At 62.8% G+C, this 26229-nt stretch carries 25 protein-coding genes; 18 read left to right on the top strand and 7 right to left on the bottom strand.

The genetic code is table 11. The annotated features are described in order from the left end of the window. Positions 1-14: 14 nt before the first annotated feature. The 3 genes from A0W34_RS10605 to A0W34_RS10595 form a co-directional block, all read right to left on the bottom strand. On the bottom strand, positions 15-581 hold the full coding sequence (locus A0W34_RS10605; protein WP_003941034.1) for a PH domain-containing protein: 567 nt from the start codon (positions 579-581) through the stop codon (positions 15-17). 90 nt (positions 582-671) lie between these two features. Further along, positions 672-1247 (bottom strand): HdeD family acid-resistance protein, encoded by a 576-nt coding sequence (locus tag A0W34_RS10600; RefSeq protein WP_003941007.1) that lies wholly within the window; start codon positions 1245-1247, stop codon positions 672-674. A gap of 118 nt (positions 1248-1365) precedes the next feature. Beyond that, complete coding sequence (locus A0W34_RS10595; protein WP_081557653.1) at positions 1366-2220, bottom strand: biotin--[acetyl-CoA-carboxylase] ligase; 855 nt, start codon at positions 2218-2220, stop codon at positions 1366-1368. A gap of 115 nt (positions 2221-2335) precedes the next feature. On the opposite strand from A0W34_RS10595, the gene A0W34_RS10590 reads away from it, so the two are divergent. The 3 genes from A0W34_RS10590 to A0W34_RS10580 are packed head-to-tail and all read left to right on the top strand — an operon-like array spanning position 2336 to position 4972. After that, positions 2336-3976 (top strand): acyl-CoA carboxylase subunit beta, encoded by a 1641-nt coding sequence (locus A0W34_RS10590; RefSeq protein WP_003940853.1) that lies wholly within the window; start codon positions 2336-2338, stop codon positions 3974-3976. Beyond that, positions 3973-4314 carry an acyl-CoA carboxylase subunit epsilon gene (locus A0W34_RS10585; RefSeq protein WP_007731147.1) on the top strand — a complete coding sequence of 114 codons (342 nt, stop codon included), beginning with the start codon at positions 3973-3975 and terminating at the stop codon, positions 4312-4314. Before A0W34_RS10590 ends, A0W34_RS10585 begins: the two co-directional genes overlap by 4 nt. Before the next feature lie 16 nt (positions 4315-4330). Then, positions 4331-4972, top strand: coding sequence for a Maf family protein (locus A0W34_RS10580; RefSeq protein WP_081557652.1), 642 nt, complete (start codon positions 4331-4333; stop codon positions 4970-4972). 109 nt (positions 4973-5081) lie between these two features. On the opposite strand, the gene A0W34_RS10575 is transcribed toward A0W34_RS10580, so the two are convergent. Both A0W34_RS10575 and A0W34_RS10570 read right to left on the bottom strand, forming a co-directional pair. Beyond that, positions 5082-6392 (bottom strand): HNH endonuclease signature motif containing protein, encoded by a 1311-nt coding sequence (locus A0W34_RS10575; RefSeq protein WP_081557651.1) that lies wholly within the window; start codon positions 6390-6392, stop codon positions 5082-5084. Positions 6393-6453: 61 nt separating this feature from the next. Next, positions 6454-8151 (bottom strand): MFS transporter, encoded by a 1698-nt coding sequence (locus tag A0W34_RS10570; protein WP_081557650.1) that lies wholly within the window; start codon positions 8149-8151, stop codon positions 6454-6456. Between the two features lie 150 nt (positions 8152-8301). Here A0W34_RS10570 and A0W34_RS10565 point away from each other — a divergent pair, with 150 nt between their 5' ends. From A0W34_RS10565 to A0W34_RS10525, 9 genes are all read left to right on the top strand, one after another. Beyond that, positions 8302-9795: a condensation domain-containing protein gene (locus A0W34_RS10565; protein WP_042449584.1), complete on the top strand. Its 1494-nt coding sequence runs from the start codon at positions 8302-8304 to the stop codon at positions 9793-9795. Then, positions 9795-11258, top strand: coding sequence for a condensation domain-containing protein (locus tag A0W34_RS10560; protein ID WP_042449587.1), 1464 nt, complete (start codon positions 9795-9797; stop codon positions 11256-11258). The genes A0W34_RS10565 and A0W34_RS10560 overlap by 1 nt, the downstream gene beginning before the upstream one ends. 118 nt (positions 11259-11376) lie before the next feature. Further along, entirely contained in the window at positions 11377-12282 is a 906-nt protein-coding gene (locus tag A0W34_RS10555; RefSeq protein WP_003940962.1) for a sulfurtransferase, read from the top strand. Further along, entirely contained in the window at positions 12279-12695 is a 417-nt protein-coding gene (locus A0W34_RS10550; protein WP_003940804.1) for a SufE family protein, read from the top strand. The genes A0W34_RS10555 and A0W34_RS10550 overlap by 4 nt, the downstream gene beginning before the upstream one ends. A gap of 4 nt (positions 12696-12699) precedes the next feature. Then, positions 12700-14100 carry a condensation domain-containing protein gene (locus A0W34_RS10545; protein WP_042449590.1) on the top strand — a complete coding sequence of 467 codons (1401 nt, stop codon included), beginning with the start codon at positions 12700-12702 and terminating at the stop codon, positions 14098-14100. Between the two features lie 138 nt (positions 14101-14238). Then, positions 14239-16035, top strand: coding sequence for an acetyl/propionyl/methylcrotonyl-CoA carboxylase subunit alpha (locus A0W34_RS10540; RefSeq protein ID WP_030535031.1), 1797 nt, complete (start codon positions 14239-14241; stop codon positions 16033-16035). Positions 16036-16111: 76 nt separating this feature from the next. Then, complete coding sequence (locus A0W34_RS10535) at positions 16112-16537, top strand: DUF1707 SHOCT-like domain-containing protein (RefSeq protein ID WP_003940708.1); 426 nt, start codon at positions 16112-16114, stop codon at positions 16535-16537. Then, positions 16537-16887: a hypothetical protein gene (locus A0W34_RS10530; protein WP_003940792.1), complete on the top strand. Its 351-nt coding sequence runs from the start codon at positions 16537-16539 to the stop codon at positions 16885-16887. The genes A0W34_RS10535 and A0W34_RS10530 overlap by 1 nt, the downstream gene beginning before the upstream one ends. Then, positions 16884-17246, top strand: a complete 363-nt coding sequence (locus tag A0W34_RS10525; protein ID WP_003940977.1) for a VanZ family protein — start codon at positions 16884-16886, stop codon at positions 17244-17246. Before A0W34_RS10530 ends, A0W34_RS10525 begins: the two co-directional genes overlap by 4 nt. On the opposite strand, the gene A0W34_RS10520 is transcribed toward A0W34_RS10525, so the two are convergent. Next, complete coding sequence (locus A0W34_RS10520; protein ID WP_007727222.1) at positions 17247-18047, bottom strand: tyrosine-protein phosphatase; 801 nt, start codon at positions 18045-18047, stop codon at positions 17247-17249. It abuts the gene before it with no gap. Between the two features lie 130 nt (positions 18048-18177). Between A0W34_RS10520 and uraD the strand changes: the two genes are divergently transcribed. From uraD to A0W34_RS10490, 6 genes are all read left to right on the top strand, one after another. Beyond that, complete coding sequence (gene uraD, locus A0W34_RS10515; RefSeq protein WP_030535033.1) at positions 18178-18696, top strand: 2-oxo-4-hydroxy-4-carboxy-5-ureidoimidazoline decarboxylase; 519 nt, start codon at positions 18178-18180, stop codon at positions 18694-18696. Further along, on the top strand, positions 18693-19022 hold the full coding sequence (uraH, locus tag A0W34_RS10510; RefSeq protein WP_007727227.1) for a hydroxyisourate hydrolase: 330 nt from the start codon (positions 18693-18695) through the stop codon (positions 19020-19022). The genes uraD and uraH overlap by 4 nt, the downstream gene beginning before the upstream one ends. A 64-nt stretch (positions 19023-19086) precedes the next feature. After that, positions 19087-19989, top strand: coding sequence for a factor-independent urate hydroxylase (pucL, locus tag A0W34_RS10505; RefSeq protein WP_037129153.1), 903 nt, complete (start codon positions 19087-19089; stop codon positions 19987-19989). Positions 19990-20042: 53 nt separating this feature from the next. Further along, the gene (locus A0W34_RS10500; RefSeq protein ID WP_232330049.1) at positions 20043-21356 is read left to right on the top strand and encodes an 8-oxoguanine deaminase; all 1314 of its coding nucleotides are present in this window, start codon (positions 20043-20045) and stop codon (positions 21354-21356) included. Between the two features lie 7 nt (positions 21357-21363). Beyond that, on the top strand, positions 21364-22173 hold the full coding sequence (locus A0W34_RS10495; RefSeq protein WP_081557649.1) for an FAD binding domain-containing protein: 810 nt from the start codon (positions 21364-21366) through the stop codon (positions 22171-22173). Further along, positions 22170-24878, top strand: a complete 2709-nt coding sequence (locus A0W34_RS10490; RefSeq protein ID WP_081557648.1) for a molybdopterin-dependent oxidoreductase — start codon at positions 22170-22172, stop codon at positions 24876-24878. The genes A0W34_RS10495 and A0W34_RS10490 overlap by 4 nt, the downstream gene beginning before the upstream one ends. On the opposite strand, the gene lat is transcribed toward A0W34_RS10490, so the two are convergent. Beyond that, the gene (gene lat / locus A0W34_RS10485) at positions 24875-26203 is read right to left on the bottom strand and encodes an L-lysine 6-transaminase (protein ID WP_081557647.1); all 1329 of its coding nucleotides are present in this window, start codon (positions 26201-26203) and stop codon (positions 24875-24877) included. The genes A0W34_RS10490 and lat overlap by 4 nt on opposite strands. Positions 26204-26229 lie beyond the last annotated feature (26 nt).

The raw sequence follows: 26229 nt of genomic DNA, 5'->3' as shown, positions 1-26229 counted from the left end.
CCTTTGCACGTTGATTACCAGCCATTTCGATCATTCGGGTCGTCGTTTTCACCTGACGGCCACTGCGGTGCCTGCGATGGTGGCTGCTGCATGGAATCGAAAACCTGGTGATACAGCAGGGCGTGAACGTGCTCGACGTCAGGAATGTCGTCGAACTCGAGCGGATCGTCACTGGCAGATGCGATGACCAGAGTTCCGGTCTTGAGCATTCGATCGATCAGGCCGTGACGGAACTGAACATTGCTGATCCGTCCCATGGGAATGTCGATACCCGTGTGCGTGAGCACTCCGTGGCGGATGAGCACTCGCCGATCGGTGACGATGAAATGCGTGAACTTCCAAACCGTGAAGGGCGCAACCGACCGCCAGGCCACGACACCGAGCCAGATGATTCCGACGGCAATGGACGACACGGTGCGAGCCGTGCCGTCCAATCTCGTCTGTGCGAGGCCCAACAAGAACCCGGCGACGGCCGTCGCAAGCACGAACGTCAGCGCCGGAAGCACCAACATCTTCCAATGAGGATGGCGATGCAGTATCAGTTCCTCGTCCTGAGCGAGGGCGTCTTCGGGATATCCCATGACGGGAAGTCTGCCACCCCGCACCGACTTTCAGGCATACCGACTTTCAGGCACACCGACTTTCAGGCACACCCGCCTTCAGGGCAACGCTCAGGGCTGCGCGATCTTTCGCAGCACCAACGGGGTCACGACGATGATGATGCCGTACAGCACCATCCACACGCCGACCACGATGCGGAAGACGTCGAGCGAGAGTTCGGGCTGCAGAAGGACGATTGCACCCGCGACGATGCTGATGACTCCGAGCACGATCGACAGACCGCGATCGACGGTGTGCCCGGACGCCGCGTCGACCAGATCGAGAACGCCACGGAATACCCACCAGGCACCGATCACCAACGCGATCAGAACCACCGTCTGCAAAGGGCTACGGAGAACCAGGAATCCGAGGAGCACTGCCAACGCGCCGGAGATCGCGACGAGCGTGCGAGTTCCACCCGAAGCCGTCACGTCCGCGAACGAACGGATGATCTGGACGATTCCGAATCCGAACAGCTGGATCGCAATGACAACCGCGACCACGAACAGGGTGGCATCCGGCCACGCGAGTACCGCGATACCCAGTCCCAATGTGAGGACACCGAGCAGCACCGTCACGCCGGTGAGTACGCGGCGAGCGCTCTCGGCCGTCTCGGCTTCGGTCGGAACAACGATCGGTGTGGTCATGACGCCCCTAGGCAGCTCGGTAAATCCCGCAGTTGAGTGAAATGAAGGACGGACGGTTGGTTCGAAAACCGGTCCGGGCCAAAAATTAGCACTTTGGTGCCAGAAAATCCGGCAACGTTCACGATTCGGTGACCGGGGCGGCGCGAAGGTGCGTGATATCACCTGCTGCGACCGCAAAGGTCTCCCCATCTGTTCCCTCGATTTCGATGACGACGCGTCCGGAAGTGTCGACGTCGGTCGCGATACCGAACACCTCCTTGTCGCCCGGCAAGACCGCGCGGACTCGTTTGCCCAGCGTCCCGCAGCGCTGCCGGTATTCGGCAGCCAACACAGATGTATCCCATTTCGACGATTCCCAAGCACGGAATTGAATCGCCAATTCACGGGCGATTGCGCGAACGAGAGTGTCGCGGTCGACAGTCGATGCTTCTTCGATCAGCAGTGACGTAGCGGTCGGGACGGGCAGCTCCTCGACGCCGAGGCTCACGTTCAGCCCGATCCCCACCACCACCGCGGGATCGGGCGCCGTCCTCGCCACCTCGGCCAGAATGCCGGCGACCTTCTTGTCACCGATGAGAACGTCGTTCGGCCACTTGAGTTCTGCGGGCACTTCGGCCACGTTGCGCAGCGCGTCGACGACCGCGATTCCCGACAATAGCGGGAGCCAACCCATGTCCGCGAGATTCATTCCGGGCATCGACAGCAGAACCGACATCGAGATCTGCGCTTGCGGCGGACTCACCCACGTGCGCGAATGACGGCCACGGGCACTCGCCTGATATTCGGCGATCAGAACGTGACGGTCGGCATCCGGATCTGCCGCTCGCGCAAGGAGATCCGCGTTCGTCGAACCGGTCTCCTCGACAACGTCGAGGCGGTTCCAGAAAACGCGCGCGTCGTCGTTGTCACTGCGCACGAGTGCGCGTCGTAGGGCATTGCCGTCGAGGGGCGGTCGGTTCAAGTCGGTCCACATAGCCCCAGCCTATGACGACGGCGAGAATGTACTGGTCAGTAGCTTGAGCCTGCAAGACAGCGACAATCGGACCTGCCTTCGAAGCCCCCCACGCACTCTCGTTAAGCTCACGTCCATGACCACTGTCCAAGAGCCGAACGCGCCGGAGGCGGCGGCCGCACCCGATATCCACACGACCGCGGGAAAGCTCGCGGACCTGCGGAATCGCCAAGCCCAGGCGCAGGCACCGAGCGGCGAAGCCGCCATCGACAAGGTGCACGCCAAAGGCAAGCTGACCGCCCGCGAGCGCATCACCGCCCTCCTCGACGAGGGCTCCTTCGTCGAACTCGACGCACTGGCACGGCACCGAAGTGTGAACTTCGGTCTCGCTGACAACCGCCCGGTCGGCGACGGCGTCGTCACCGGTTACGGCACCATCGACGGCCGCGACGTCTGTGTCTTCTCACAGGACGCCACCGTTTTCGGCGGATCGCTCGGCGAAATCTACGGTGAGAAGATCGTCAAGGTCATGGACCTCGCGATCCGCACCGGACGGCCCCTCGTCGGCATCAACGAAGGTGCAGGCGCGCGCATTCAGGAAGGCGTCGTCTCGCTCGGCCTCTACGGCGAGATCTTCCACCGCAACGTCCAGGCCTCGGGTGTCATCCCCCAGATCTCACTGATCATGGGACCCGCCGCCGGCGGCCACGTGTACTCCCCCGCACTGACCGACTTCGTCGTGATGGTCGACGAGACCTCCCAGATGTTCGTCACCGGCCCCGACGTCATCAAGACGGTCACCGGTGAAGACGTCACGATGGAAGACCTCGGCGGCGCTCGCACCCACATGGTCAAGTCCGGCGTCGCCCACTACGTCGCTTCCGGCGAGCAGGACGCACTCGACTACGTCAAGGACCTGCTCAGCTACCTGCCGTCCAACAACCAGGCAGCAGCTCCCCGCGGCGAGATCACCGACCCCATCGTCGGTTCGATCGAAGACAGCCTGACCGCCGAGGACATCGAACTCGACACCCTCATCCCGGACTCGGCCAACCAGCCGTACGACATGCACGAGGTCATTCGTCGCATCCTCGACGACGACGAGTTCCTCGAGGTCCAGGCCGAGCGCGCGATGAACATCATCGTCGGTTTCGGTCGCGTCGACGGACGCTCGGTCGGCATCGTCGCCAACCAGCCCACCCAGTTCGCGGGCTGCCTCGACATCGACGCCTCGGAGAAGGCCGCTCGCTTCGTGCGTACCTGCGACGCGTTCAACGTCCCGATCATCACCCTCGTCGACGTTCCCGGCTTCCTCCCCGGAACCGAGCAGGAATACAACGGCATCATCCGCCGCGGCGCGAAGCTCCTCTACGCATACGGAGAAGCAACGGTCGGCAAAATCACGGTCATCACCCGCAAGGCGTACGGCGGAGCGTACGACGTCATGGGCTCCAAGCACATGGGCGCCGATGTGAACCTGGCATGGCCGACCGCTCAGATCGCCGTCATGGGTGCATCCGGAGCAGTCGGATTCGTCTACCGCAAGCAGCTTCTCGAAGCCGCGAAGAACGGCGAAGACGTCGATGCATTGCGCCTCAAGCTGCAGAACGAGTACGAGGACACCCTCGTCAACCCGTACGTCGCCGCTGAGCGCGGATACGTCGACGCTGTCATTCCTCCGTCGCACACCCGCGGGCAGATCGTTTCCGCATTGCGACTGCTCGAGCGCAAGGCCGTTTCCCTTCCGCCCAAGAAGCATGGGAACATTCCCCTATGACCGCAACCACCGAGGACATTCTCAGCGAAGATGTCGCACTGGCGGAGACTGCACCGACCAACGGTGCGGTCGTCGAGGGAACCGCGACGGATGCTTCGCTCACGGAGCTGACCGAGACGTCGACCTCCGACGCGTCGGTCATCAAGATCGTCAAGGGTTCGCCCACCGACGTCGAGATCGCGGCACTGGTCAGCGTGCTTGCTGCGGCTGCCGGCAGCGGTCAAGCTCCCGAGTCGAACGTTCCCGCGGAGACCTGGGGCGATCCGACTCAGTTCCACCGCACGCGTGCGCCGTTCTCGCCGTACGCGTACCTGAACCCCGCGATCCGTCGCAGCTGACGATCACTCTGCTGACGTGACTCAACTGGTTCTAGCTTCAGCGTCCCCGGCTCGCCTCGCAGTTCTGCGGGCGGCCGGGGTTTCGCCGCTTGTGCGTGTCTCCGGCGTCGACGAGGACAAGATCGCCGACAACCTCGGACCCGACGCCGCCCCCGAAAAAGTCGTGACGGTGCTGGCGGAGGCCAAGGCCGCCGAAATCGTCTCCGGCCTCGCCGCCGACAATCTCACCGACGTAGTCGTTGTCGGGTGCGATTCGATGCTCCTGATCGACGGGCAACTTCAAGGCAAGCCGGGCAGCGTCGATATCGCCCGAAAGCGATGGGCCGCAATGGCCGGACGCAGCGCCACTCTCTTGACCGGGCACTGTGTCCTACGCGTCGCCGACGGCCGCATCGTCCGCATGGCCTCGGATCACAGCGCAACAGTGGTTCATTTCGCGCAACCGTCCACCGAGGATCTCGAGGCATACCTGGCAACGGGCGAGCCGCTCCAAGTCGCCGGAGCATTCACGCTCGACAGTCTCGGCGGCTGGTTCGTGGAGAGGATCGAGGGTGATCCCTCGAGTGTCATCGGTATCGGATTACCTTTGGTACGAACACTTCTCGAGCGTGTCGGGGTTTCCGTCTCGGATCTCTGGCGCACGCAGAGCATCTTCTGACGCGTTTTCTCCAAGCACGTTTTCTCCAAGCACCACTGACCAGCCCCGCATCGGGTCCATGCCGATGCGAAGCTGGTCGTTTTTGTTGTCACCGAAAAGGTTTGACCCTTCAGGTTTTGAAGGTGGTGTTCGCCGGCCTCGGTTGCTGCTGCGGGTCGATCGAGGGCGGCGGAATGAACCACGGTTTGTTGTCGACACCGATACGGATATCCCATTTCCCGACGAACCCTGATTTCCGGTGCATCAACCGGTGGTGCGAACGGCACAGCAGGACCAGGTTGTTCATCACCGTCGGGCCGCCGTTCGCCCAGTGCCGGATATGGTGCGCATCGGTCCACGCCGGTACACATGTGCAACCCGGGAACGCACAGCCTCTGTCTCGGGCAATCAACGCCACTCGCTGTTCGGCGGTGACCAACCTCTTCCCTGGTTTCGCATCGAGCGGCGCGCCGTGATCGTCGAGCAGGACGGTGGAGAGGAAACAATCACACCCGAGAAGCCTGGTCTGCGACACCGACAGCGGTCCCAGCCAGGGCATGTGCCCGACATCAAGATCGGACAGCTCCAGTGAGCCGTCATCACCCGAATCCGAAGACTGTGCGGCACAATCCCGATGCTCAGCCAAATCACGAGCATTGATGTGCACGTTCACATGCGGACGCTGACCACCATCGGTACCGGTCTTGGCGCAATCGAGATAACGCCGGATCAGTTCGGTGAACCCATCCGCAGTCCGCTTCGCCGCCGACCGAGCATCGGGAGTCCCGTCCGGTGCCGGGGTCGGCATCGTCAGATTCGACAACGCCGACAGCAACATTTCCCCGGTGAGGGCATCGAAATCCCCACGCACCACCACCCGACCATTGAGCGTCGACGCGATCCGCAACTCATTGAGATCGACATCTTCAGCGGGCGGAATCTCATCCGATTCGAACAACCGCTCCAACGTCGCGATCACGTTCCGCACCTTCGTGGTCGTGGCCTCCACACCCGACGCAGCAGCGAGCAACAAATCGATACAGCGAGGGAGCGCCTCCTCCGGCATCCCCTTCGGCGGTGACTCACAGAACGCCACGATCAACACAGCATGATCGAACGAGCAATCCCCGCCATCGAACCGAGCAGCCACCGCCGGAAACGGCCGCAAAGCCGCACCCAACGCGGCGATCTTCTTCCCGTCCCGAACCTGCAGCATCGTGTTAGCCGCCAACCAGGACCCCACCCCGCGGCTCGCAATCACCTGATCATCCGGCCGCAACGACAACTCGTCCACCACAGACACACGAACCGCCTCGAGGCGCAGAATCTCCGCACTCGCCTCGACAGCAGCAGCACGCAACTCCGCAGCAGACAACTGCCACAACCGTCCGCGTAACCCCACCGCAGAACCAGACACCACGTCCGACAACAAGACACTCATTGAATCCCCCGATCCCCTGCACACAGGGTAGTCGAACACCTGTTCGAGTCAAGGGCAATTTTCAGACCGGCGAATTGACCCGCGGCAGAGCAGTCGACGCCAATCCGATACCGAGCGCAATTGCTGCGATGATCGCGAGCACACGGCGCTGCGCTTCGAGAAATGCTTCGCCGGCCGCCGCGCGAGTCGATGCGTACGCGGCATCAACTGCCACCTGAACGGATTGACCCCCGGCACCGGCGGAGCCGTCCCGGCGACATTCCGGCGCCACCTCCATCGGTGTTCCGGATGCCAATTGGCTTGTCGCGCAATCGACATAGGCCTTTTCGGCGATGTCGATCAGGCCGGGACCAACGCCGGCAGCTTCAAGGTTCGCAACGTACTCGGGTCGCTCCCCCTGCACTGCTTGCGGAGCTTGCCCCGCGACGAGCGAGAAGAACACCACTCCGATCAAGGCCAGTCCGATGGAGCTGCCAACCTGCTGAACGGTAGGAAGCAGTCCCGACACCGAACCCGCGTGCGCGGGTTCGACCGTCGCAAGGATCGCGGTTTGCAGTGGTGCCACGAACAGTCCGAGACCTGCGCCCCCGAGAAGCAGCGGACCGGCGAGCGCGAGCCAGCGTGGATCGGTTCCTTCGCGTTCGAGGATGATCGACAGCGCGATCAGCGAGCCGGCAAAGACGACCATCCCCAGGATCAGAACACGGTTTCCGAGCATCCGGTACACCGCCGATGAGAGAACCGCCGCCACGCCCATTCCGACGGCCCACGGCAGCGTCATGACGCCCGCTCGCAATGCGGAGAACCCGAAGCCGAACTGAAGGGTGAGACTGATGGTGAAGATCAAGGAAGTCAGGGTTCCGAAGAAAACGAACGCAAGAACCGCGCCGATTGTGAAGGCTCGGTCGCGGAAAAGCTCGAGACGAAGGACCGGATCGCCGCCTCGTTTCGCCAAACGCGATTCGTAGAGCACAAACGCCACTGCCACCGGCGCCGACATCGCGAGCATTACGACAAGACCTGTGGGCCATCCGCGCGCCCTTCCCTCGGCCAGGGGAAGGATCAGCAGGAACAGCGCCAGTGATGACAGTGCGGCGCCGATGAGGTCCAGTGAGCGCACATGCTCAGCGCGAGCATCGACGAGATGGAAATATCCGAGAATCAAGGCGGCGATGCCGATCGGGATGTTGACGAAGAAGATCAGGCGCCAGCCCCAGTCGAACAGATTCCACTCGATCAGCAGCCCGCCGATCAGAGGCCCGCTGACCGTTGCGAGCCCGATGGTCGCACCGTAGATCCCGAAGACTCGCGGATGCCTGGCCTTCGGAAACAGACCCGAGATGATGGCGAACGTCTGGGCGGACATCGAACCGGCCGCCAATCCTTGCAGACCCCGGAAGACGATCAACATCGTCGCGCTCTGCGCGAGCCCGCACAGCAACGAGGCAACCACGAATATGGACAGGGCGGTCAGAAAAACAACTCTACGGCCGAACAGGTCCCCCAGCCGCGCTGCAGTGATCAACGAACACGCGAAAGCCAGGATGTACACGCTGACCATGAGCAACTGCGCCGATACGCCTGCTTGAAGATCGACGGCGATACTCGGAAGCGCGACGTTGACGATGGTCGCGTCGAGCAATTGCATGAATGCCGCCGCCAGACTCGTCGCCAACCCGAGCCAGGGCGTCAGAGAACCAGCTCGCCGCCCGCCCTTGTGGTCGGCGCCGACAGCGTCACCTAAAGGGTCCGGAAGCACCGAATGATCCTAATCGAACACAACGCTTCTAGAACCTGTTCTTGTTTAGATTGTAGTATTTCGGACAATTCAGTCCCCCAGATGGGATAGTTCGTCGTCTGCCCATTTTCAGAGCAGGCTTCTCGACGACACACGCAGGAGTTCTACTCGATGGATCTGAACTTGATCACCCATTGGCACCCGCTTCCTGGGCGGGTAATCGAATGGGGCGTCACGCATGCTTCCGCTCAACGAGCCGCCGAAGCCGAGATCGACCGAGAACTACCCCCGACCACGATGCAGGATCGCCACCTGCGACGCGCCCGCGTCACCGCGGAGAAGGGCGATCCGCAGTCTCCGTGGATCGGTATCGCCTTCGATTTTGCAGGAACACTGGACCGCGACGCCATGACGCGAGCCCTTCAGCGCTACATCCGTCGCCACGACACGCTGCACAGCTGGTTCTCGTTCGACGAAGCAACCACCGACGCTGCGGACACCTCGTTCGAGGTCCGTCGACACGTGGTGCCGGTCGAAAGCATCGAACTCGAGTACCGCGTGGGCGACGACGTCTCCGAATCCGAGGCGATCCGCGCGCTCGTCGCGACCAAGTTCGCCACCGAAACCAGCGCGCTGCAGTGGCCGGCCTTCGTGTTCGGTGCCGTCGAGCACCACCATGCCGACCTCGAAGCCGATCCGAGCTTCACCCTGTTCCATGCAGTCGACCACGCCCATTCGGACATGAACTCGATGGTGCTGATGTACGCAGAATTGCGTCAGCTCTACGCCGCGGAAACGACCGGGTCGCATCCCGAGCTCGGGCCGGCCGGAAGTTACGCACAGTTCGGTCGCGTCGAACGCGAGCGAACAACCGAACTGACGATGCAGTCACCCGAAGTGCACCAGTGGCTCGGTTACCTCATGCGCAGCGGCGGCTCGTTCCCCGGATTTCCGCTCCCGCTCGGGGCCGAAGACGCGCCCAAACCGGCTATCGGTTCACGCTTCGACCTGGCCGACGATATCGAGTGCGAGAAGTTCGGTGCGGTTTGTAAAGCCAACGGCGCCAACTTCATCGGCGGAATGTTCACCGCGCTCGCGATTGCGGAATTCGAACTCGCCGGACGCGACAAGTACATCGCCCTCTCGCCGGTCAGCACACGAACCGAGGCCGACTCGTTTGCGCAGGGCTGGTACATCAACCTGATCCCGGTCGGCATCGACGTCGACGACAAGCGACGCTTCACCGAGTTGGCAAAGCTCGGGCAGCAGGGGTACCACGACGGCAAGGCACTCCTCGATGTCTCTGTGCAGCAGGTCATCGATCTGGTTCTGTCGAGCTTGGCCGAGTCGGATTCCGCACCCGGCGGACTGTCGAAGACGCTCACCCCGCCGCCGATCGTCTCGTACATCGACGGCCGACGCATGCCGGATCCATACAGTTACGCCGAGACGAAGGCAACGGGAATCGTCGGCGGCAAAGAGACTCAGATCGCGTCGATGTGGATCAACCGGATGCACACCGGAACCTGGATCGCCGTGTCTCACCCCGACACCCCCATTGCCCACGAATCGGCCACCCGCTTCGCCGAGCATGTCTCGAAGATCATCAAAACTGTTGCAGCTCAAGGCGACTACTCGTTCGTGGCACCAGAGGGAGTGGCCTGATGCATGTCACCTCGATCGATCGATACGGACTCGACCCCGGAATCGTCACCGAATGGTCGCTCCAGCCCGCGGACGGCGCCGTCACCGAGTCGGAAGTACCACCGTCGTACAACCAGCATTTTCACCTCGAGACTGCGCGAACACACGGCATGGGCCGGAGTGTGTGGATGGCAGCCGCATTCGACCTTCCCGGAGAACTGAATCGGCCTGCACTCGATCTCGCGCTGCGCCTGTTCATCAGTCGCCATGACACTCTGCACACAGGATTCGAGGTGGGCGAGTTCACCACCACCCGAATGGGACTCGATCCAGACGGCACACACATCGAGACTTCGGAACCTCTGAAATTCGATTCGACCGAAGACCTCCGAGCGCATCTCAAGAAGCGATTCACGACGGTATGCGATCCACTGACCTTCCCTGCATACACGTTTGCCACGGTCGAACGCGAAGAGCATTACACGGTCCTGAGCGCGTTCGATCACACACTCGTCGACGGCTACTCGTTGGTCATCGCTCTCGGGGAACTGCGACAGATCTACGAGGGACTGATCGCCCTACCCGACCTGACCGACCACGAGGCCGTCGACGCAGTGATGAGCCGACTGGGTGACCCGGGAAGTTTCGTGCGGTACTGCGAACTGGAGGCAGACGCTCTGCTTCCCGTCGACAACGACCCTCGAATCCGAGAGTGGGCAAGGTTCTACGAGATCTGCGGTGGCACATCACCGAGTTTCCCCTTGGATCTCGGCGTCGAGGGCGGAAAGCCCGCGCCGCAGGGCGCCGATGTGCGCGTGCTGCTCGACGAGGAATTGACTGCGACGTTCGACGAGATCTGCCTATCCGCCGGCGGTAGCGTGTTCACCGGAATCCTCACTGCGATGGGACTTTCCGTCCACTCGTACACCGGCCAGTCGACGCTTCCGCTGCAATTTCCGCTTCACATTCGCAAAGATCCGCGGTGGGCCGACGCGATCGGCTGGCTCACCACCAGCGCGCCGATCACGGTCCAGATCACTCCCGACGCGGATTTCGGTGCATCCCTTGCACATACGCACGCGTCGTTCCGAGTTGCGTTGACGCTCGAGGGCGTCACCATGGCCCAGGTTCGAGATGCTTTGGGCGACAAGATTCGACGCACGCGCACCGACGTCTTCATGGTGTCGTACATCGATTACCGCAAACTACCCGGCACAGACGATCATGATCTCCTCAACGCCCATCACATCAGCAATGTGACGGTCGCCGACGATGCCCAGTTCTGGATTTCGCGAACGAACCGTGGTCTCTCGCTGCGTTCACGCTTTCCCGATACCGAGACGGCAAACGAAACCATGGTGAATTTCCTCACCGAACTCGACCGGATTCTGAGAGAAGTCTGCGCCCGGGGCGTGACGCCGATCGGAAGTGTCACCGAACAATTGAGAGATTCGAGCGTCGGAGCAGGAACACCGAGGATTTAGGGTCGGCAACGGGCACGAGCAGGCAGAACCTGCTTCCGGGCGTCTCACCTTGCGCACAGCGCATAGAATCGATCAAGTCCGTGTTCGAACCGAACGATTCGTCTTCAGGAGTACGCCCGTGCCCGTTGCCCCCGATCCCTCAACCGCGTTTGCCGAGTTCGCGCATCCCGACCGGTTGGTCTCGACGGAATGGCTCTCGGCGAATCTCGGTGCGCCGGGCCTCAAGGTTGTCGAATCCGACGAAGACGTGTTGTTGTACGACGTCGGCCACATCCCCGGAGCCGTGAAGATCGACTGGCATCTCGACCTCAACGATCCGGTCACCCGCGACTACATCGACGGTGCGAAGTTCGCAGAGTTGATGAACCGCAAGGGCATCGGCCGCGACGACACCGTGGTCATCTACGGCGACAAGAGCAACTGGTGGGCGGCCTACGCACTGTGGGTCTTCACTCTTTTCGGCCACGAGGACGTCCGTCTTCTCGACGGTGGCCGCGATGCGTGGATCGCCGAGAACCGCGACACCGCTTTCGACGTTCCCGACATCACGTCGACCGATTACCCGGTCGTCGAGCGCAACGACGCTCCCATCCGCGCATTCAAGGACGACGTTCTCGCGCACTTGGGCGACGGGCCGCTCATCGACGTGCGATCTCCGCAGGAGTACACCGGCGAGCGCACCCACATGCCCGACTACCCCGAAGAGGGTGCGTTGCGTGGTGGACACATTCCCAGCGCGCTCAGCATCCCGTGGGCGAAGGCAGCGGCACCGGACAGCCGCTTCCGCACCCGTACCGAACTCGGCGAGATCTACGGCGACCTGTCGGCCGACGACAACATCGTCGCGTACTGCCGCATCGGTGAGCGTTCCAGTCACACCTGGTTCGTGTTGACTCATCTTCTCGGCTACCCGAACGTTCGTAACTACGACGGTTCGTGGACCGAGTGGGGCAATGCCGTGCGCGTCCCGATCGTCCAGGGCGAAGAGCCCGGCGCCGTTCCGTCCTCTGTATCGGCGTCATGAGCGCTCTTCCTTCGGCTCTGGCCGAGATCGTCGACGACTTTGCGGCCGTCGGCGCCTCGGACAAGCTCACCCTTCTTCTCGAGTTCAGCCGAGAGCTGCCGCCGTTGCCGGCGGAGCTCGAGCAGAGCGCGATGGAGCCGGTCCCCGAATGTCAGTCGCCGCTCTTCCTCTCGGTCGACGATTCGGATCGCGACAACGTCCGTCTGTACTTCAGCGCTCCCCCCGAGGCTCCCACGACGCGTGGTTTCGCATCGATCCTCGCGCAGGGGCTCGACGGCCACAGCGCCGACGAGATCCTCGGTGTACCCGACGACTTCTATTCGGCGCTCGGTCTCGCAGAAGCCGTGAGCCCGCTCCGTCTGCGCGGAATGTCGGCCATGCTCGCGCGCATCAAGCGGCACTTGCGGGGCTGAAAACATGGAGTTCACCGAACTGGCCGACTATGCGATTCCGGCCGGCGCACTCGTCGAATGGTTGCCGTGCGCAACCGGGCCCTGGGTTCCGGATCCGCGGCCCGTCTCCTACATTCACGAGGCACATCTCAACCGTTCCGCTGCAGGCGCAGGCGACAAGTCTTGGCTGGGAACAGCTTTCGAGATTTCCGGCCCGCTCGACGTCGATGCGTTCCGAGTCGCTCTCGGCCGGTGGATCGACCGTCACGAAGTTCTGCGCTCGCATACCGTCCTCGAACCCTCGAGCGGCGAGATCACCCGGCACACGGTCCCGCTCGGCGGAATCGACATCGGGGTCGTCAGCCACGGCTACGACGCGTCCAGCCAGGACAACTTCGACCACCTTCACCGCCTGTTCGACGATTACGCGTCCCCGCACAGTTGGCCGTCGTACGTCTTCGCGACGTTGACGCCCCGCGGTGGCGACGGTCCGTTCACCGTGTTCTTCGCGGCGGACCACTCGATCATCGACGGGTTCTCGATCGTGCTGGTCGCTCACGAGATCGCAGCTCTGTACCGCGAGGCCTCGACCGGTAGTGCTGCAAATCTGTTTCCGGTGGGCAGCTACGTCGATTTCGGTGCCGTCGAACGCGAGCAGATGGCCGACATGGAAGCCGAGAAGGCTGCGGTCGAGATCTGGCGAAAGGCTCTCGGCACGGACGGTCTACCCCAGTTCCCGCTACCGATCGGTGACCGTGGAACCGATTCTCAGAACGGCCTGTCGACCTGGCTGCTCGACGCCGACCAGTCCAAGGCCTTCAGTTCGACGTGTGCAGCCACCGGCGTGGGGTACTTCGCCGGACTTCTCGGCGGACTTGCCGCTGTAGGTCGCGAAGTCGCCGGATCCGATCGATTCGAGGTCGTGACGCCGGTTCACACCCGCAGCGCTCAGGAGTGGGCGGGTGCGCTCGGCTGGTTCGTCGGACTGTGCCCGGTCGAGTTCGCCGTTGGATCGGACTGTTCGTTCGGCGACCTCGCGACACGCGCCGCCGAATCCATCGCTTCGGTCAAGCCTGCCGCAGCTGTCCCGTTCGATCGGATCGGTGAGCACCTCGAAACCCCGATCCGACCGCGATTCGTCGTGTCCTACATGGACGTTCGCTTCGTGCCCGAAGCCGCACAGTGGCCCGAATGGAACGCCAGAGCACTTCGAAGCAAGGCATATACGCACGACGTCTACATCTGGATCAACCGCACACCCCAGGGACTCAACCTCGCGGTCAGGTACCCAGGCAACGAGACGGCGAACGCCGCGGTTCACGCCTACGTGGCCGCACTGCGCCGGACCATCGAAGAAATCGTCACCGAACCGGACGCCGCCGCCTCCGACAGCTACTCATCGGTAGTTTTCGAAACCGTTTCCTAAGCCGGAGTGGGCTTTAGCGATCCGGTTACAACCAGCGCCGAAGCGATGCATACACTCCGAAGTGATGCCAATCCCCCGATGGTGAAATCCCAGAGGAATACACCGCGGAGACAGACTATGCGAACCACAGGAGGCTCAGTGCCCAGTCATGCCAGCGCGCACATTACGAAGGTGCTTGTCGCGAACCGCGGTGAAATCGCGGTACGGGTCATCCGGGCGGCCAAGGATGCCGGCTACGGCAGCGTTGCCGTTTACGCCGAGCCCGATGCAGACGCGCAGTTCGTGAAGCTCGCAGACGAGGCATTTGCCCTCGGTGGACAGACGTCCGCCGAGTCCTACCTCGTGTTCGACAAGATCCTCGACGCAGCCAAGAAGTCCGGCGCCGACGCCATCCACCCCGGCTACGGTTTCCTCTCCGAGAACGCCGACTTCGCCCAGGCCGTCATCGACGCGAACCTCATCTGGATCGGTCCGTCACCGCAGTCCATCCGCGACCTCGGCGACAAGGTCACAGCACGCCATATCGCAGAACGCGCGAAGGCGCCGATGGCAGCCGGCACCAAGGATCCCGTCAAGGGCGCCGACGAGGTCGTCGCATTCGCCAAGGAATACGGCGTCCCGGTTGCGATCAAGGCTGCCTTCGGTGGCGGTGGACGCGGCATGAAGGTCGCCCAGACCATCGAGGAAATCCCCGAGCTGTTCGAGTCGGCCACCCGTGAGGCCATCGCAGCCTTCGGTCGCGGCGAGTGCTTCGTCGAGCAGTACCTGGACAAGGCCCGCCACGTCGAGGCTCAGGTCATCGCCGACCAGCACGGCAACGTCGTCGTCGCCGGTACCCGCGACTGCTCGCTGCAGCGTCGCTTCCAGAAGCTCGTCGAAGAGGCTCCCGCTCCCTTCCTGACGGACGACCAGCGTGCACGCATCCACGCATCCGCCAAGGCCATCTGCAAGGAAGCCGGCTACTACGGCGCCGGAACGGTCGAGTACCTGGTTCAGGGCGACACCATCTCCTTCCTCGAGGTCAACACCCGCCTGCAGGTCGAGCACCCCGTCACGGAAGAGACCGCGGGCATCGACCTCGTGCGTCAGCAGTTCCTCATCGCCAACGGCGAAGAACTCTCCATCAAGGAAGATCCCACCCCGCGTGGACACTCCTTCGAGTTCCGCATCAACGGCGAAGACGCCGGCCGCGGCTTCATGCCTGCCCCCGGCCCGGTCTCCGTCTACCGTGAGCCCACGGGCCCCGGCGTTCGCGTCGATTCCGGTGTCGTTGCCGGCGACGTCATCGGCGGACAGTTCGACTCCATGCTCGCCAAGCTCATCGTCACCGGCGCCACCCGCGAAGAAGCCCTCCAGCGGGCATCGCGCGCTCTGGCCGAGTTCGAGATCGACGGCCTCGCGACCGTTCTCCCGTTCCACCGCCACATCGTCGAGAACCCGGCGTTCATCGGTGACGGCGAGAAGTTCGACATCTACACCAAGTGGATCGAAACCGACTGGGTCAACCCCATCGAGCCGTACGCAGGCGCCGGTGCTCCCGTAGACGACGAGGACGAGGCTCTGCCGCGTCAGAACGTCGTCGTCGAGGTCGGTGGACGTCGCGTCGAGGTTTCCCTCCCGGGCCAGTTCTCGCTCGGCAACGGCGGCGGCGCTGCCTCCGGTGCGATCCGCAAGAAGCCGAAGGCGCGCAAGCGCGGCGGCGCCGGCGGAGGTGCAGCATCGGGTGACGCTGTCACGGCTCCGATGCAGGGCACCGTCGTCAAGGTTGCAGTGACCGAAGGCCAGGAAGTCGCAGAAGGCGATCTGATCGCCGTTCTCGAAGCCATGAAGATGGAAAACCCCGTCAACGCCCACAAGGCCGGTGTCGTCACCGGACTCTCCGTCGAGCCGGGTGCAGCAATCACGCAGGGAACGGTTCTCGCAGAACTGAAGTAGGGCCTCCGGCCCCGTGCGCCTTTCCGGTAGTCCCCACTACCGGAGAGGCGCACAGTCGTTTGAGTAGGCTGTAACGATGGCTGACGTCCCCGACATTCGCATCGGCACTGCAGAACGCGAGCAGGCACTCGATCTCCTGAGCGAGCACTTCGCCGCAGGCCGCCTCACCGTCACCGAGTTCGACGAGAGAAGCGGAATCGTCAGTGCCGCAACAACTCGCAGTGAACTCGTTCCGGTGTTCGCCGATCTTCCGGGCAACTACCAAGCCCCCGGCACCGCTCCCCTGTCGATGGTGACGCCTCCCGACGCACCGGCGGAGCGAGGCTTCAACCCCGACTGGTCCGGTCGCGTCATGGCCGTCGTCCCGATTCTCGCGGTGATCCTGTTCTTCGTCACCGGCACCTGGTTGTGGTTCCTCGCGATTCCCCTGGCCGGTGCACTGCTGTTCGGTACCGACCGGGAACGCAAAGCCAAGCGCCGCCGCGAGCGGGACTCCGACTGATGGAGCCGATCGAGATCAACGCAGGCGGCTGGTATCTACGCGCACTACGCGCAGACGAGCGTGTGGACGACCGCCCCGCCCTTGCCGATGGTGGTATCACCGACCCCGATTACGTGAGTCAGCGAAGCGCTCAGTGGCACGAAAACAGCGTCTACTCCTGGGCAGTGTGCCAACCCAACACCGGTGAGCTTCTCGCCGAGGTCGTTCTGACGCCTCTCGACTCCACCGCCCTGCTCACCGGCTGGGCCCGCGACGGGCACACCGAGGCGCTCACGACGGCCGCCGACGCCGTCACCAGATTCGCCGAAGGTGCACTCGGACTCGTCGTCGTCGAGGGGCAGACGAATTGAAGAACAACCGATACTGGCCGTTGGCGATCGCCGTGGTCATTGCCCTGATCATGCTCTTCTCCCCGGGTTCCACCGTGCCCTCGAGCCCGGAGAACACCGACAAGATCACTCACACGCTGATGTTCGCGGTATTGGCGATCACCTCGTTGCACGCGCGGATCCCGGTGTGGCTCACGGCTGTGTGGTTGTTGATCTTTGCCGCGACGTCCGAGGTTCTTCAAGCAGCGCTGCCCATTTCGCGTTCCGGTTCGATCTGGGACGGCAGCGCCGACCTGCTCGGCATCGCCATCGGGATCGGTATCGTCAGCCTCTTGACGAGGCGACGAACTTCCCGCCGAGACGAGCCGAGCAGGTCCTGATCAGCTGAGCAGGTTGCTCCGCAATTGGTCCTGGGTCGACGCGTCGATCTTCAAGCCGTCGGTGAAGTAGGCCTCGATGGATCCGTGTACCTGCGCGAGCTCTGCCATCGACGCCTCCAGGTACTCGCGCCTGACACCGAGGACACCCTCGAGCAGGGTCGGGTCGATCCCCTTGGCCTCGAATCGCTCGAGGAGCGGCGCGAACATCGGCAACAAAATCTTGTTGGTTTCGAGGTAGTCCGCGAAGACCGCGTCCTCGGAGGCACCCAGGAACAGCAGTAACGCGGCCGCTGCCCAACCCGTGCGATCCTTGCCCGTGGTGCAGTGAATGAGTGCCGGCGAGCTGGGCGGCTGCGCCAAGTCGACGAACAGTTGCCGGTACGACGCGACCGCACTCGGCAAGGTCACGAAATCGCGGTAACTTCCCTGAAAGTACTCGAGCGCCTGGCCGCTGCCCAACGCTTCGGCAGCAAACGCCGGGTCGGCGATCATCTGCTGCATCTGAGCCGGAATGGCGCGATACTGCTTGTCCGCCAATACGTCCAGGCCGATTTCTCGGATACCGTCCGGCGTCAGATCCGGTGCCGTCTCGCGTTCGGATTCGGTGCGCAGATCGTAGATCGTGACGATGCCCAGATCGGCGAGGGTCTGTGCGCCGTCCGCACTGAGCGATGCCAGATCGGTGGAACGAAACACGCTCCCGGTGCGGACGGTGCCACCGAAGCTCGATTCGGGGCCACCGATGTCTCGGAGGTTCGCCAGGGACGGTACGACGGAAGACAGCTTCGGAGTATCGGTCATACCTGAGAATGTATCGGTCGCCGAGAAACCGTGATCGGGGAAGAGCAGCCGGAGAAATAAGATCGAGACACATCATCTCCCGTAATTGCTGCGCTACAGATCCGTAACATGCTCAAGTAATCCTGTGGACATGCCTACAACGAATTCCAGTGGTCTCGGAGCCTTCGATGCGCTCGGTGACCACCAGGCAGTCGCGGCGCTGCTCGAGTGTTGCCATTCCGCCGTGTGGGCACAGGAAATCGCCTCGTCTCGCCCGTTCGCCGATCTGGAAGCTCTGTTCGACAAAGCAGATGCGGTGCTGGCCGAGCTTCCCGAGTCCGAGATCGACGACGCTCTCTCCGGCCACCCACGAATCGGTGAGCGAAGCGAGAGCGCGGCCTCTACCCGTGAACAGTCGGGAGTCTCGTCGGCGACAGAAGACGTACTCGCGGAACTTCGACGGAAGAACGCCGAGTACGAAGAGACATTCGGCCATGTTTACCTGGTCTGCGCGTCGGGGAAATCTGGAACGGAGCTCCTCGACATCCTTCGAGGTCGTCTCCGAAACGACCCGGCGACCGAGCGTTCCGTGCTTCGAACCGAATTGGCCGCCATCAATCGGATCAGACTCGCCCGTCTGATCGATGCACTCGCCGGAGGCACAGCATGAGCAAGACCCTCAGCACGCACGTTCTCGACGCGACGACGGGCAACCCCGCGGCGGGGATTCGCGTCGAACTTCGTGATCGAGACGGCGCCTCCGTCACCACTGCGGAGACCGACTCCGACGGCCGCATCCCCGAACTTGCTCCCGGTGGCCTGACCGCCGGTCACTACACCCTGACTTTCGACACCGGAACGTATTTCGAGACCAACGGACAAGAAAACTTCTACCCGGAAGTGACAGTGACCTTCCGGGTGGACGACACGGCACGGGGCTATCACGTCCCACTGTTGCTGTCTCCCTTTGCTTATTCCACCTATCGCGGGAGCTGAACACGTGACTACCGAAAACATCACGACCGGCAACATCACAACCGGCAGTACGAACACCGAACGGTTGAGCGGATCGATCGAACTATCGGGTCACCAGTACGGCAAAGCGGAAAATCGAGTAGTCCGAATCTATCGAGACACCCCCCGTCACGAAATTCACGACATCAACGTCTCCACCTGCCTGCGTGGAGATTTCGCCGACGCGTACCTCACCGGTGATCAATCGAAGGTTCTGCCGACCGACACGCAGAAACAAACGGCCTACTCCTACGCCAAGGAAAAGGGTCTGATCTCGATCGAGACGTACGGACTCGAACTCGCCCGTCATTTCGTCGACGACATCGAACCGGTCAGTGGCGCGCGGATCGAGATCGAGGAATACGCCTGGGAGCGTGCGATTGTCGACGGCAGCGAGCACGACTACACCTGGATTCGGAAGGGTCAGGAAGTTCGGACGGCGTCGATCACCATCTCCGATACCGGGACATGGGTGATCGGCGGCTTGAAGGACCTGGTGATCCTCAAATCGACCGGTAGTGAGTTCTCCGGTTTTCTCGAAGATCCGTACACCGTTCTCGAGCCGACCGACGACCGCGTCATGGCGACGACGTTGGTCGCCCAGTGGCGATTCGTCACCACCGACGTCGACTGGGAATCGGTCTACGCGGGCATCAAGGCACAGATCGTCAAGCAGTTCGCACAGGTACATTCACTTGCCCTGCAGCAGACGCTCTTCCACATCGGCAAGGCAATCCTCGAGGAATTCCCGATCATCGCGGAGGTTCGACTGTCCGCACCCAACAAGCATCATTTCGAATATGCACTCGGCCGCTTCGGAGTGGAGAACGACAACGAGGTGTTCCACGCTGCGGATCGTCCGTACGGCCTGATCCAAGCTGCGGTCAGCCGATCCGACGCACCAGACGCGGGACCGTCGTGGACCACCTACGCCGGTTGGTTGTCGTGACCGAATCAGCTCTCGGGGCAACACTCGTCGTGGCGGGCGCTCATGTGGTCACGATGGACGGCGACCGCTCCGAGTACTCCGACGGCTATGTGGTGATCTCGGGCAACAAGATCGTCGACGTCGGCGCCGGAACGCCACCCGAATACCCGGGTGCGCAAGTGATCGACGGGAGTGGTTGCCTGATCACGCCGGGTCTGGTCAACACACATCATCATCTCTACCAATGGATCACCCGAGGCCTGGCCGCGGACTCGACGCTTTTCGAGTGGCTGACCACCCTGTACCCCGTCTGGGCAGGTATCGACGCCGACGCCGTCCACGTGGCGGCCACCGGCGGCCTCACGTGGTTGGCGAAAACCGGATGTACGACCACCACCGACCACCACTACGTCGTTGCCCGCGACGCCGGCGACGTTTTCGAGGCCGAGATCACCGCGGCTGCGCAGGTCGGCCTTCGATTCCACCCCTGTCGTGGGTCGATGGATCTCGGCCAGAGTTCCGGCGGCCTGCCACCGGATCACGTCGTGGAAAAACTCGATGACATCCTGACCGGCACGCAGTCGGTGATCGACCGTTGGCACGACCCGAATCCCGGATCGATGCTGCAGATCGCGGTAGCTCCCTGCTCACCCTTCTCGGTGACGGAGGCATTGCTCCGCGAGTCCGCGATGCTGGCCCGCGAAAACGGCGTGCGTATGCACACGCATCTGGCCGAGACACTGGACGAGGAGAGATTCTGCCGCGAGCATTTCGGTTGCACGCCGGTCGAATACATGGAACGAGTCGGCTGGGTGGGCCCGGACGTCTGGTACGCCCACGCAGTCCATCTCGACGACGCCGGTATCGAGACGATGGCGCGAACCGGAACTGCGGCGGCGCACTGCCCGACCTCCAATGCGCGCCTGGGAGCCGGTATCGCCCGTGCCGCCGATCTGGTGAACGGCGGGGTCACCGTGGGGCTCGGCGTGGACGGCGCGGCGAGCAATGAAGCTTGCAGCCTGATCGAGGAGTCTCGTCATGCACTTCTGTTTGCTCGCGCGAAGGGCGGACCGCAGACGATGACGGTGCGAAAAGCCTTGGAATTGGGAACGATCGCCGGCGCACGAGTTCTGGGCCGCGAGGGCGAAATCGGATCGATCGAGGTCGGAAAACTTGCCGACCTGGCGGTGTGGAAACTCGACACCGTCGCGCATGCCGGCATCACCGATCCGGTGGCGGCGCTCGTACTCGGCTCGACTCCCCCGCTGAAGTTACTGCTCGTCAACGGGCGAATCGTAGTTGCCGACGGACGAGTCACCACCGTCGACGAGGACGTCGTGGCCTCGGCTGTCGCACGCGCACACCGCGATCTACTCGGAAAGGCTTGAGGTCGCGATGGACCTGCACAGCGTCGACGAAGTTCTGGTGCCGCGGACCCGCGCCGAACTCCCCTGTGCGTCACCCGGCATCGGGTTCATCGGTGGCGGCACCTGGCTGTACTCGGAACCGCAGCCGCACCTGACCACCCTTGTCGACCTTGCGGGCTTCGACTGGGAAGCTGTGGCGGTCGGCGATCTCGGTCTCGAGATCGCGGCCACCTGCACCATCGAGGAACTGTGCCGCGCCGAACTTCCCGCATCCTGGCGCGCCGCAGCGCTGTTCCAACACTGCGCTGACGCACTGCTCGCATCGTGGAAGGTGTTGCGATACGCGACAGTCGGCGGCAACATCGCGCTCTCCTTCCCGGCCGGAGCGGTGACGACTCTGTGTACCGCTCTCGACGCCGAACTGACGATCTGGCGTCCGGATGGTACCGAATACTCGTTCCCCGTAGTCGATTTCGTTATCGACGATTCTCGAAACGTACTCAGGTCCGGCGAGATCATCCGCAGTATCCGGATTCCCGTGCATGCATTGACTGCACGTACCGCGATGCGAAAGCTGGCTCAGACGTCACTCGGGCGATCGGCCGTAGCCGTGGCCGGACGCTGCGGCGCCGACGGTTTCACGCTGGCGATCACCGCCGCGACCCGCCGTCCGTACGCTCTCAAATTCGACGAACTCCCCGACGCCACTGCACTTGCGGATGCGTTGCGCAGCAGGATTCCGGAAGACGCCTACTTCACCGATGTCCATGGAACTGCGCCGTGGCGGAAGGCGATGACCGAGCTTCTTGCCGAAGAAATCCGAGGTGAACTGGAATGAAGTACTCGGTGGACGGAGTTCCGTGCGACGACCAGCCCCGCCCAGGACAGTGCCTGCGAACCTTCCTCCGCGAGCACGGAGCGAACTCCGTCAAGAAGGGGTGCGATGCCGGAGACTGCGGCGCCTGCTCGGTGCTGGTCGACGGACACCCCACCCATTCGTGCATATTTCCCGCCCATCGCATCGACGGCCGCGACGTCGTCACCGCCTCCGGTCTCGGAACACCGGAGAAACTTCACCCCATTCAACAGGCATTCGTGGACGCGGGCGGATTCCAATGCGGTTTCTGTACAGCGGGAATGGTAGTCACCGCATCAGCGTTGTCGGTCGAGCAAAAATCCGATCTCGCGTGCTCGATGAAAGGTAACCTGTGCCGCTGCACCGGTTATCGGTCCATTCGTGACGCTCTCGCCGGTACATCCAATACGGAGACCGCCAAAATAGGCGGGGCTCAGGGGCGTTCGATCGCAGCCCCGGCGTCCGCACGCATCGTCACGGGAACCGAGCAGTACACCATGGACTTCTCCCCGGGTGAGAAGCCGGTCGACCTGCTTCACGTCGCAGTACTCGGCAGTCCGCACGCACACGCACACATAACGCGGATAGACACGGCAGCAGCCGAAGCGGCGCCGGGCGTCGCCGCGGTCCTCACTTTTCATGACAGTCCGGACGTGCTGTTCTCGACCGCCCGGCACGAGGACCGCAACGACGATCCGGACGACACGCGCGTGTTCGACAGCACCCTCCGTTTCCGCGGCCAGCGCGTAGCCGCGGTCATCGCCGAAACCCCGACGCAGGCGGAACGTGCACTCTCGCTGATCGAAGTCGACTACGAGGTACGCGACGCGGTATTCGAACCAGATCTGGCGCGTTCCCCCGGCGCTCCACTCCTGCACGGCGACAAGGACGAGAGCTCGCGGATCGCCGAGGCCCCCCGCAACGTGGTTGCCGCGCTTCACGATGGCGTCGGCGATCTGGACCGTGCGCTCGCGGATGCGACTGCAGTCGTCGAAGGTACGTGGAAAACTGCGCGAGTCCAGCACGTGGCCTTGGAAACTCACGGCGCAGTGGGGTGGCTCGACGAGGAGGGCCGTCTCGTCATCAGAAGCAGCACACAGGTGCCGTTTCTGGTTCGGGACGAATTGGCCCACATCTTCGATCTCGATCGCAGCCGAATCCGGGTGTTCGCAAAACGGGTAGGCGGGGGTTTCGGCGGGAAGCAGGAACTACTCACCGAGGATCTGGTCGCACTGGCCGTCTTGAAGACCGGCAAGCCCGTAGCCTACGAGTTCAGCCGAAGCGATCAGTTCACCATCGCACCGTCACGGCATCCGATGCGAGTATCGGTGCGTGCGGGCGCCGACGCCGACGGAACTCTCACTGCGCTCGCTATCGACGTGCTTTCCGACGCGGGGGCGTACGGGAACCATTCGATCGGAGTCATGTTCCATGGGTGCGCCGAATCCATGGCGGTCTATCGCGCTGCAACCAAACGCGTCGACGCCGAAGCGGTCTACACGAACAACGTTCCGTCCGGGGCCTTTCGTGGTTACGGGCTCGGCCAGATCATCTTCGCCGTCGAATCGGCCATGGATCAGCTCGCTGATCGTCTCGGCATGGACCCCTTCGAGTTTCGGCGGCGAAACGTCGTCGTTCCCGGAGACGATTTTGTCGACTGGCACGTCGAAGACGGTGATCTCGAATTCGGCAGCTACGGACTGGACCAGTGCATCGACCTCGTCGACAGTGCACTGTCGAGCGGACGCGGAGAGGCTGCACCGGCAGGGTCGCGTTGGCAGATCGGTCGGGGCATGGCAATTGCCATGATCGCGACGATCCCGCCGCGTGGTCACTTCTCCGACACCACCGTCGCACTCGAGGCCGACGGTCGGTACGTCGTGAACATCGGCACCGCTGAGTTCGGCAACGGAACCACTACGATTCACCAACAGATCGCGGCCACCGAATTGCGGACGACAGTCGATCGCATCACGATTGTTCAATCCGACACCGATGCCGGCGGATACGACACCGGAGCATTCGGGTCGACGGGAACGGTGGTCGCCGGCAAGGCGCTCCTGATCGCCTGCGAGCGCCTTCGCGAGCGAATACTGACCCGTGCGGTGCGATCGAGCGGTCGCGGCGCGCAGATCGACGACCTTTCGCCGGACGGTGTCGAAACGTCCCACGGTTGCCTCGATTTCGCGACGCTACTCGAAGGTGGCCCGCTCGCCGCTGACGGTCGCCACGACGGTACACCGCGCTCGGTCTCGTTCAACGTTCACGGTTTTCGCGTTGCCGTCGACACGAACACCGGCCGGGTGAAGATCCTGCAGTCGGTTCAGGCCGCCGATGCCGGCACCGTCATGAACCCGGCACAACTGCGAGGGCAGGTGGAAGGCGGTGTGGGACAAGCGCTCGGCGCTGCGCTGTCGGAGGAGATCGTCATCGAAGAAGGTCGGGTGATCAATCCGCAGTTGCGCAATTATCACGTTCCCCAGATCGGGGATCTGCCGATCACCGAAGTACTGTTTGCCGACACGTACGACAAGCTCGGGCCTTTCGGCGCGAAATCGATGAGTGAGGCCCCCTTCAATCCTGTAGCACCGGCGTTGGCAAACGCGATTGCCAACGCGTGTGGAGTGCGTATGTACTCCACACCGATGACACCGGATCGAGTGTGGGAACAGCTACAGAGGCCCTAGGTCTCGCGTGCGAGCACGCGCTCGACCGCGTCGACCGCGTCGTCCAGCTCACTGGTGGTCACCGTCAGCGCGGGCCGGAATCTGATTCCCCTCTTCCCGGTGGGCAGTATCATCACGTGCTCGTCTTCTCGCAGTCGCTGTACGACGCGATCGCGAAGGTCACTGTCTTCCAGAGTGATCGCGCACATGAGGCCACGACCGCGCGGCTCGGTTGCCGCCGCGTACCGCCCGCAGACTTCGGTCAACCGGGCAAGGAGATGCGCACCCGTGAATCGCACGCGGTCGATCAGTCGGTCCTGCTCGACGACTTCGAGTATCCGCCGGGCACGAACCATGTCGGTGAGGTTGCCACCCCACGTCGAATTGATCCGAGAACTGACGTGAAACACGTTGTCATGCACTTCATCCACGCGCCCGCCGGCCATGATTCCGCACACCTGCGTTTTCTTGCCGAACGCCACCACATCCGGACTCAGACCCAATTGTTGGTAGGCCCAGGCAGTTCCGGTGATTCCGCAACCGGTCTGTACTTCGTCGAGAATGAAGAGGGCGTCGTTTTCGTGGCACAACTCCTGCATCGCCTGCAGAAATTCCGGCCTGAGGTGATGGTCGCCGCCCTCGCCCTGGATCGGCTCGGCGATGAAACAGGCAATGTCGTCGGGGTTGTCGGCGAAAGCTCGGCGCGCTTGATCGAGAGCTTGCCTCTCCGCAGCTTCGACATCGCGGCCGTCTGCCAGGTACGGCGAGTCGATACGTGGCCAGTCGAACTTGGGGAATCGCGCGACCTTGCCCGGTTCGGTGTTGGTGAGCGACAACGTGTAGCCACTGCGGCCGTGAAAAGCCTCGGTCAGGTGCAGGACCTTTGTCCCCAGATCTGCTGACAACCCACGGCTTTCGTTCCACCGACTCTTCCAGTCGAAGGCAACCTTGAGTGCATTTTCCACCGCCAGGGCTCCGCCGTCGACGAAGAACAAGTGTGGGAGTGCCGAATCCCCCAGTACCCGAGCGAAAGCCGCAACGAAGCGCGCCATGGGTTCGGTGTAGATGTCGGAGTTACTCGGCTTGTTGGAGGCCACGACAGCCAACTCCTGTTGAAACTCCTCGTCGCCTGTGATCGCAGGGTGATTCATACCCAGGGCCGAAGAGCCGAAGAAACCGAACATGTCCAGATACTCGGTTCCGTCTCGCAGGTCACGGAGATAGGAACCCCGCGACCCTTCGACGTCGAGAATCAGATCGAATCCGTCGACGAGGATGCTGGCCTTCAACACGTCGTAGACCGGAAAGAGCGCACTGTCACCGAAGTCTCGCATTGCAGTACTCATACGCGAAGGCTATGTCAATTTTCCGG

This window comes from Rhodococcus sp. BH4 (assembly GCF_002079265.1).
GTDB classification, from domain to species: Bacteria; Actinomycetota; Actinomycetes; order Mycobacteriales; family Mycobacteriaceae; genus Rhodococcus_F; species Rhodococcus_F qingshengii.
This window is presented reverse-complemented; position numbering and strand designations above follow the sequence as displayed.

What these genes read in the sequence shown, in the direction of transcription:
- A0W34_RS10560 (WP_042449587.1), top strand. Translation starts at nt 9,795, where the DNA reads ATGCATGTCACCTCGATCGATCGATACGGACTCGACCCCGGAATCGTC.
- A0W34_RS10490 (WP_081557648.1), top strand. Translation starts at nt 22,170, where the DNA reads ATGAAGTACTCGGTGGACGGAGTTCCGTGCGACGACCAGCCCCGCCCA.
- uraH (WP_007727227.1), top strand. Translation starts at nt 18,693, where the DNA reads ATGAGCAAGACCCTCAGCACGCACGTTCTCGACGCGACGACGGGCAAC.
- A0W34_RS10590 (WP_003940853.1), top strand. Translation starts at nt 2,336, where the DNA reads ATGACCACTGTCCAAGAGCCGAACGCGCCGGAGGCGGCGGCCGCACCC.
- A0W34_RS10545 (WP_042449590.1), top strand. Translation starts at nt 12,700, where the DNA reads ATGGAGTTCACCGAACTGGCCGACTATGCGATTCCGGCCGGCGCACTC.
- A0W34_RS10600 (WP_003941007.1), bottom strand. Translation starts at nt 1,247, where the DNA reads ATGACCACACCGATCGTTGTTCCGACCGAAGCCGAGACGGCCGAGAGC.
- uraD (WP_030535033.1), top strand. Translation starts at nt 18,178, where the DNA reads ATGCCTACAACGAATTCCAGTGGTCTCGGAGCCTTCGATGCGCTCGGT.
- A0W34_RS10495 (WP_081557649.1), top strand. Translation starts at nt 21,364, where the DNA reads ATGGACCTGCACAGCGTCGACGAAGTTCTGGTGCCGCGGACCCGCGCC.
- A0W34_RS10535 (WP_003940708.1), top strand. Translation starts at nt 16,112, where the DNA reads ATGGCTGACGTCCCCGACATTCGCATCGGCACTGCAGAACGCGAGCAG.
- A0W34_RS10500 (WP_232330049.1), top strand. Translation starts at nt 20,043, where the DNA reads ATGGACGGCGACCGCTCCGAGTACTCCGACGGCTATGTGGTGATCTCG.
- A0W34_RS10520 (WP_007727222.1), bottom strand. Translation starts at nt 18,047, where the DNA reads ATGACCGATACTCCGAAGCTGTCTTCCGTCGTACCGTCCCTGGCGAAC.
- A0W34_RS10595 (WP_081557653.1), bottom strand. Translation starts at nt 2,220, where the DNA reads ATGTGGACCGACTTGAACCGACCGCCCCTCGACGGCAATGCCCTACGA.
- A0W34_RS10565 (WP_042449584.1), top strand. Translation starts at nt 8,302, where the DNA reads ATGGATCTGAACTTGATCACCCATTGGCACCCGCTTCCTGGGCGGGTA.
- A0W34_RS10550 (WP_003940804.1), top strand. Translation starts at nt 12,279, where the DNA reads ATGAGCGCTCTTCCTTCGGCTCTGGCCGAGATCGTCGACGACTTTGCG.
- A0W34_RS10605 (WP_003941034.1), bottom strand. Translation starts at nt 581, where the DNA reads ATGGGATATCCCGAAGACGCCCTCGCTCAGGACGAGGAACTGATACTG.
- A0W34_RS10530 (WP_003940792.1), top strand. Translation starts at nt 16,537, where the DNA reads ATGGAGCCGATCGAGATCAACGCAGGCGGCTGGTATCTACGCGCACTA.
- lat (WP_081557647.1), bottom strand. Translation starts at nt 26,203, where the DNA reads ATGAGTACTGCAATGCGAGACTTCGGTGACAGTGCGCTCTTTCCGGTC.
- A0W34_RS10585 (WP_007731147.1), top strand. Translation starts at nt 3,973, where the DNA reads ATGACCGCAACCACCGAGGACATTCTCAGCGAAGATGTCGCACTGGCG.
- A0W34_RS10575 (WP_081557651.1), bottom strand. Translation starts at nt 6,392, where the DNA reads ATGAGTGTCTTGTTGTCGGACGTGGTGTCTGGTTCTGCGGTGGGGTTA.